A 6,583-nucleotide genomic window follows, 5' to 3' on the forward strand; every position below is an offset into this window, starting at 1 on the left:
CTCTCCGAGGGCGACCGAATCTCGGCCGATGCACGGCTGGTGAAGGAGGCCGAGCTGCGCGTGGATCAATCCACCCTGACGGGAGAGTCGCACCCGGCAAGAAAAACGTGCGATGCCGCGGGGAAGGAAGATCTCGCGCGCGCCGAGATCTCCAACCTGGTCTTCGCGGGGACCAGCGTCGTGGCCGGTAACGGGGTCGCGGTCGTCTTCGCAACGGGGATGCAGACCGAGTTCGGGAAAATCGCCCGCCTCACCCAGGGCATCGCGGAGGAGCAAAGCCCGCTTCAGAAAGAGATGGTCCGCATGACCCGTGTGGTGACCTTCCTGGCGACCGGGACGGGGTTCCTCTTCTTCGGCCTGGCGATTGCGCTCGCAGGCATGACCCTGGCCGATAGCTTCCTCTTCGCGATGGGGATGATCGTCGCATTCGTTCCGGAGGGTCTGCTCCCGACCGTCAGCCTCTCGCTGGCGATGGGAGTGCAGCGCATGGCCAGGAGGAATGCCCTGGTCAAGCGGCTGTCGGCGGTGGAAACCCTGGGCTGCACGACGGTTATCTGCACGGACAAGACCGGGACATTGACCCAGAACGAGATGACGGTCCGGGAGCTCCGGATCGCCGGCCGGCGGCTGTCGGTGACGGGAGTCGGCTACGCACCCGAGGGAGAAATCCTTGCCGACGGAAGGCCGGTTCCGGATTCCGACGCGGTAACCGCCGACCTGCGCCTGTTGCTGCTTGCCGCCGGGTTGTGCAACAACGCCCGCCTCCTCCCCCCCGACCGCTCCATTCCCCGCTGGTCGGTGCTGGGAGACCCCACGGAGGCGGCTCTCCGGGTGGCGGCCCTCAAGGGGGGAATGGACCTTGCGGCGGAGGCAGCATCCGCCCCGCGACTGCGGGAGCTGCCCTTCGATTCCCGACGCAAGCGGATGGCCACGATCCACGCACATCGGGGAGTGCGGATCGCCTATGTCAAAGGGGCTCCCAAGGAAGTGCTCGGGCTGTGCTCCCGCCTCCGGGTGAAAGGAAAGGAGCAACCGCTGACCGACGGGGAAAGGGCACGGATCGCGGCGGAAAACGACGACCTCGCCCGCGGCGGACTCCGCGTGCTGGCCGTCGCCCGGCGCCTGCTGCCGGACTCCCTGGAAGGAACCGAAGCCGATACGATCGAGCGCGACCTGACGTTCCTCGGGCTGATGGCGATGATGGACCCGCCGAGGCACGAGGTGGCCGAGGCGGTGGCAAAATGCTACCGGGCCGGCATCCGGATCATCATGATCACCGGCGACTACGGACTGACCGCGGAAAGCGTGGCCCGCCGCATCGGCATCCTCCGAACGCCCCATCCGCGCCTCTTGAACGGCTCCGAGCTGGACACGATGAGCGACGAGGATCTGAAGGACGCCCTGCGGGAGGAGATCCTCCTGGCGCGGGTGACGCCGGAGCACAAGCTGCGGGTGGTGAGCGCACTCCGGGAGATGGGGGAGGTCGTGGCGGTCACCGGGGACGGCGTCAACGACGCCCCCGCCCTCAAGCAGGCCGACATCGGGGTGGCGATGGGGCTGTCCGGCACCGACGTGGCGAAGGAGGCCGCCGACATGGTCCTGGCCGATGACAACTTCGCCTCCATCGTCAACGCCGTCGAGGAGGGCCGGGCGGTCTTCGCGAACATCAAGAAATTCATCACGTATATCTTCACCAGCAACACTCCCGAGGCCGTCCCGTTCATCTGCTTCGTCCTGAGCGGCGGGAGGATTCCGCTGGCGCTCAACGTGATGCAGGTCCTCTCCATCGACCTGGGCACCGACATCATGCCGGCCTTGGCCCTGGGGGCCGAGCCTCCCGAGCCGGGCCTGATGGACAGGCCCCCCCGACGCCGCTCGGAGCACGTCATCACCTGGCCGCTTCTGCTGCGCGCCTATACCTTCCTGGGCCCGCTCCAGAGCCTGGCCGCGATGACGGCCTTCTACTTCCTTTTCTGGAAAAGCGGCTACTGGGGCCGGTTGCTGGACCTCCCTTCCGATGGGGCGCTCTACCGGTCGGCGACCGCAATGGCGCTCGGCGCCGTTGTCAGCACCCAGGTCGGCAACCTCTTCGCACAACGCACGGAGCGCACCTCGGTCTTCCGCACCGGCTTCTTCAGCAACCGGCTCGTGTGGGCGGGGATCGCCACCGAGCTCGTCCTTCTCCTGATGATCGTCTACATCCCCTTCCTGCAGGAGGTGTTCGGCACGTCGGGTTTACCGCTGGAAGGATGGCTGTTTCTCCTTGGGTGGTGCCCCGCCCTCCTGCTGGCCGATGAGGCCCGGAAGGCGCTGCTGCGATGGCGGGAGAAGGGAAGGTCGACCTTACGGGGTTCGCTCCCCGCATGAAAGGAGACAAGCGATGAAGATCCTCATCATCGGCTGCGGCAGGCTGGGCGCCGGCCTGGCGAAGGCCCTCGAGCAGCGCCGCCATGCGGTGACCGTCGTGGACAAGGACCCCGCCGCCTTCGGCGGTCTGGGAGCGTTCAAGGGGCAAACCGTCGAGGGGAGCGGGATCGACCGGGAGGTGCTCCTCCGGGCCGGCATCGAGCGCGCCGACGGGCTGGCCGCCGTGACGGCCAGCGACGAGGTCAACGTGGTCGCCGGCCGCATCGCCGTGCAGGTGTTCCGGGTACCGAGGGTCGTCGCGCGGCTGTACGACCCCCGCAAGGCGGAGATCTACCGGAGATTGGGGCTGCAGACGATTACTCCGGTCGCCTGGGGGACCAACCGCCTCGCCGAGCTGCTGTGCTATTCCCGCCTGGACACTCTTCACAGCCTGGGCAGCGGAGAGGTGGACATCGTGGAGGCGGAGGTGCCGCCGTTCCTGGTGGGTCGTACGACGGGCGAGGTGACCGTCGCGGGAGAGATCCACGTGGTGGCGGTCAGCCGGGGCGGCAGGACATTTCTGCCCACGCCGGGGTCCGTCTTCCACAAGGGCGACCTGGTGCACCTGGCGGTGCTGGGAAGTTCCGCCGACCGGCTCAAGGCGATCCTGGGACTGTCGTAAGGAGGGCGTAAAACATGTCCATGAACGTCATCGTCGTAGGCGGAGGAAGGGTGGGCGGCTACCTGGCTTCGCTGCTGCTATCGGCGGGGCACAAGGTGAAGATCATCGAGGAGCGCCCGGAGGAAAACCGGATCCTGATGCGCGATCTGCCGCAGGGTGTGCTGAGGCAGGGGAACGGCACGGACCCCGACGTATTGGAGGCCGCGGGCATCCGGCACGCGAACGTGGTGGCGGCGGTCACCGGCGCGGACGAGACGAACCTGGTGGTGACGAGCCTGGCCCGCTTCGAGTTCAGCGTCCCGCGCACCATCGCCCGCGTGAAGGATCCCCGGAATGCCTGGATGTTCACACCCGAGATGGGGGTGGACGTGGCGCTCAACCAGGCGGACCTTTTGGCCCACCTGGTCGCCGAAGAGATGTCGCTCGGCGACATGATGACGCTGCTCAAACTGCGGAAAGGGCTGTTCTCCCTGGTGGAGGAGAAGGTCCATCCGGCGGCGGCAGCGGCAGGAAAGGCTCTGCGGGACCTGAAGCTGCCCGATAAATGCGTGCTGGCGGCGGTCCTCCGGAAGAGCGAACTCATCGTCCCCCACGGGGACCTGGTGCTCCGGCCCGCCGACGAGGTCGTGGCGCTGGTGCACGCATCGCAGGTCACCCGGCTGGCGGCGATTCTGGGCGGAAGGAAGGAACCGGGGTAGAGAGGGGACCTCTGCGTTCCTTGGCCCCAGGCTACTTCTCGAGCAGGAGGGTGACGGGCCCGTCGTTGACGAGCTCAACCTCCATTTCCTCGCCGAACGACCCGGTTTCGACCGGAACGCCCGAAGTCGCTTTAAGACGCCGGATCATCTCCTCGTAAAGAGGTTTCGCGATCGCCGGGTTGGCCGCCTCCGCGAAGCCGGGGCGGTTCCCTTTCGCTGCGTCCCCGTACAGGGTGAACTGGGACACCACGAGGATCCCTCCCCCGATGTCCCCGACCGCCCGATTCATCTTTCCCGCTTCGTCCTCGAAGATCCGTAATCGGGTGATCTTCTCGCACATCCACCGGACATGGGACTCGCCGTCCGAATGGGCAATCCCGACGAAGGCGAGCAGTCCCTGTCCGATCCTGCCGAGGACCGCCCCCCCGGTGGAAACGGAAGCCCTCTTCACTCTCTGGATCAGGACGCGCATGGGACGGCGCACCCGGCCGTAACCCTCGGACTACCCGGGCCTCCCGCCGCCTGGTACCCGGTGAGTTTAATGGTTGCCGTGCCGTTCATCCGGCCGGGCCAATGCATGTCGTGGGTCGTCATGATCACGTTGGTCCCCATTATGGAGAGGCTCAGGTTGACCACTCGGATCACCTTGCGGTCCTGCCGCCGCGCTCGCCGCGTTGCCACCGGAGAGGCGAACCTCGTTCAGGCGTCAGGGTTTCGGCACTTCGGAAAGCGGCACCCCCAGCGCGTCTGCCACCCCCTTGCCGTAAGCCGGATCGGCCTTCAGGCAGTTGCCGATGTGGCGGATCTTGACCTCCTTGGGAGCGTCGCCCATGGCGCGGGCGGTGTTCCCGAAGAGCGCCTTCCTCTGCCCGGCGTTCATCATCCGGAACAGCTTGCCGGGCTGGGAGTAGTAATCATCGTCCTCGCGATGATTCCAATGCTCGGCGGCGCCCTCGATGCGGAGCGGCGGTTCGGCGAAGTCCGGCTGTTGCTGCCACTCGCCGTAGCTGTTGGGCTCGTACCCGAGCGTGCTGCCGTGGTTGCCGTCCACCCGCATGGCGCCGTCGCGGTGGTAACTGTGGAACGGACAGCGCGACGCATTGACCGGGATCAGGTGGTGATTCACGCCGAGCCGGTAACGCTGGGCGTCACCGTAAGAGAACAGGCGACCCTGCAGCATCTTGTCCGGCGAGAAACCGATGCCGGGCACGACGTTGGCCGGGTTGAAGGCAGACTGTTCGACCTCGGCGAAATAGTTCTCCGGGTTGCGATTCAGTTCGAGGATGCCCACCTCCTGCAGAGGATAATCCTTGTGGAACCAGACCTTGGTGAGGTCGAAGGGGTGGTAGGGGCACTTCGCCGCGTCCTTCTCCGGCATCACCTGGATGGACATCTTCCAGCGGGGGAAGTCTTTCTTCTCGATGCTCCCGTACAGGTCCTTCTGGTGGCTCTCCCGGTCTTTCCCGATGATCGCCTCGGCCTCGGCGTCGGTCAGGTTCTTGATCCCCTGCTGGCTGTGCAGGTGGAACTTCACCCAGAATCGCTCGCTCTTGGCGTTGATGAGGCTGAAGGTGTGGCTGCCGAAGCCGTGCATGTGGCGGTAGGAGTGCGGAATCCCGCGCTCGCTCATGGTGATGGTGATCTGGTGCAGCGCCTCCGGCAGCGAGGTCCAGAAGTCCCAGTTGTTGCGGGCGCTGCGCAGGTTGGTGCGGGGGTCGCGCTTCACCGCGTGGTTGAGATCCGGGAACTTCAGCGGGTCGCGCAGGAAGAATACGGGCGTGTTGTTACCCACCAGATCCCAGTTCCCCTCCTCGGTGTAGAACTTGATCGCGAATCCACGGATGTCGCGCTCGGCGTCGGCCGCGCCGCGCTCGCCGGCCACGGTGGAGAAGCGCACGAAGAGGTCGGTCTTCTTTCCGATCTTCGAGAAGATCTTGGCCCTGGTGTACTTGGTGATGTCGTGGGTGACCGTGAAGGTGCCGTAGGCGCCCGAGCCCTTGGCATGCATGCGGCGTTCGGGGATCACCTCCCGGTCGAAGTGGGCGAGCTTCTCGAGAAACCAGACATCCTGCAGCAGCGCCGGGCCGCGTGGTCCGGCGGTCATGGTGTTCTGGTTGTCGACGACGGGGGCGCCAGCGTTGGTGGTGAGCTTCTTCTTCTGACTCATCGTTCTCCTCCCTGGTTGAACGGTTTTCGATGGGGTCGCCTTGCTGCCTTCGCCCTCCCGGAGGCGGTCTCCTTCGCGCAGCCCGCGCAGAACCCTCTGACCTCGACGTGCGTCGTCATGACGCTGCCGAATTTCTTCACGGAGGCGGGAATCGTGAGCACGTTGAGCTCCGCGCTTTCGAAGTCTTTCGCCCGCCCGCACTGCACGCAGACGTAATGGTGGTGGTGCTCGAGGTTGGGGTCGAAACGAACGCTCTCCCGGCGTGGACCGAGGGTGGTGATCAACCCGAGACCATCGAGGAGCCACAGCGTCCGGTACACGGTGTCGAGCGACACCGTCGGAATCCGCACCTGGACGCCCCGGAAGACGGTTTCCGCATCGGGATGCTCCGTGCTTGCGGCAATCTCTCGGAAAATCTCGAGCCGCTGGTGCGTGAGCTTCACGCCCGCCTTCTTGCAGGCGGCCTTGAACTGCTCGAGCCGCCGCCCAACCTCGACGCCGCCGGTTTTCAAGTCCATGTTCCTATCTGCATATTATTCATAGATAGTAATCTATCGACAACTACGCCGCCTGTCAAGGGCCGACGTTTGGACCCCGGCAAGTGCGGCCAAAGTGGGACACTTCGATGAAGTCGGCAGGGCAGTAACCTTTCTCCGCAGGCTGCGGGCGCTTCCCGGGAAGCCGGTTCTC

General features: G+C 65.7%; 7 protein-coding genes. 3 read left to right on the plus strand and 4 right to left on the minus strand.

Annotated elements, in window-relative coordinates:
* The 3 genes from A2Z13_02415 to A2Z13_02425 all read left to right on the plus strand — a co-directional run.
* Nucleotides 1-2,367, plus strand: a 2,367-nt coding sequence (locus A2Z13_02415) for an ATPase (protein ID OGP80248.1), incomplete at its 5' end; no start/stop codon positions are given.
* Nucleotides 2,368-2,380: 13 nt separating this feature from the next.
* Nucleotides 2,381-3,028 carry a potassium transporter TrkA gene (locus A2Z13_02420; GenBank protein ID OGP80249.1) on the plus strand — a complete coding sequence of 216 codons (648 nt, stop codon included), beginning with the start codon at nucleotides 2,381-2,383 and terminating at the stop codon, nucleotides 3,026-3,028.
* Nucleotides 3,029-3,048: 20 nt separating this feature from the next.
* Nucleotides 3,049-3,726, plus strand: coding sequence for a potassium transporter TrkA (locus tag A2Z13_02425; protein OGP80257.1), 678 nt, complete (start codon nucleotides 3,049-3,051; stop codon nucleotides 3,724-3,726).
* A gap of 31 nt (nucleotides 3,727-3,757) precedes the next feature.
* Here A2Z13_02425 and A2Z13_02430 read toward each other — a convergent pair whose 3' ends face one another.
* Genes A2Z13_02430 through A2Z13_02445 form a run of 4 tightly spaced genes read right to left on the minus strand, consistent with a single transcriptional unit; the run spans nucleotide 3,758 to nucleotide 6,411 of the window.
* Nucleotides 3,758-4,198, minus strand: coding sequence for a D-tyrosyl-tRNA(Tyr) deacylase (locus A2Z13_02430; GenBank protein OGP80250.1), 441 nt, complete (start codon nucleotides 4,196-4,198; stop codon nucleotides 3,758-3,760).
* A complete protein-coding gene (locus tag A2Z13_02435) occupies nucleotides 4,186-4,407 on the minus strand; it encodes a hypothetical protein (GenBank protein ID OGP80251.1) in 222 nt (73 codons plus the stop codon). Before A2Z13_02435 ends, A2Z13_02430 begins: the two co-directional genes overlap by 13 nt.
* Nucleotides 4,408-4,432: 25 nt before the next feature.
* Nucleotides 4,433-5,893 (minus strand): catalase, encoded by a 1,461-nt coding sequence (locus A2Z13_02440; GenBank protein ID OGP80252.1) that lies wholly within the window; start codon nucleotides 5,891-5,893, stop codon nucleotides 4,433-4,435.
* Nucleotides 5,890-6,411: a hypothetical protein gene (locus A2Z13_02445; GenBank protein OGP80253.1), complete on the minus strand. Its 522-nt coding sequence runs from the start codon at nucleotides 6,409-6,411 to the stop codon at nucleotides 5,890-5,892. The genes A2Z13_02440 and A2Z13_02445 overlap by 4 nt, the downstream gene beginning before the upstream one ends.
* Nucleotides 6,412-6,583: the final 172 nt, after the last annotated feature.

It is taken from the genome of Deltaproteobacteria bacterium RBG_16_64_85, from assembly GCA_001798885.1.
Taxonomy (GTDB): Bacteria; Desulfobacterota; Deferrimicrobia; order Deferrimicrobiales; family Deferrimicrobiaceae; genus FEB-35.

Excerpts from the sequence above, each read along its gene's own strand:
- A2Z13_02420 (OGP80249.1), top strand. The coding sequence starts at position 2,381 with ATGAAGATCCTCATCATCGGCTGCGGCAGGCTGGGCGCCGGCCTGGCG.
- A2Z13_02425 (OGP80257.1), top strand. The coding sequence starts at position 3,049 with ATGAACGTCATCGTCGTAGGCGGAGGAAGGGTGGGCGGCTACCTGGCT.
- A2Z13_02430 (OGP80250.1), bottom strand. The coding sequence starts at position 4,198 with ATGCGCGTCCTGATCCAGAGAGTGAAGAGGGCTTCCGTTTCCACCGGG.
- A2Z13_02440 (OGP80252.1), bottom strand. The coding sequence starts at position 5,893 with ATGAGTCAGAAGAAGAAGCTCACCACCAACGCTGGCGCCCCCGTCGTC.
- A2Z13_02445 (OGP80253.1), bottom strand. The coding sequence starts at position 6,411 with ATGGACTTGAAAACCGGCGGCGTCGAGGTTGGGCGGCGGCTCGAGCAG.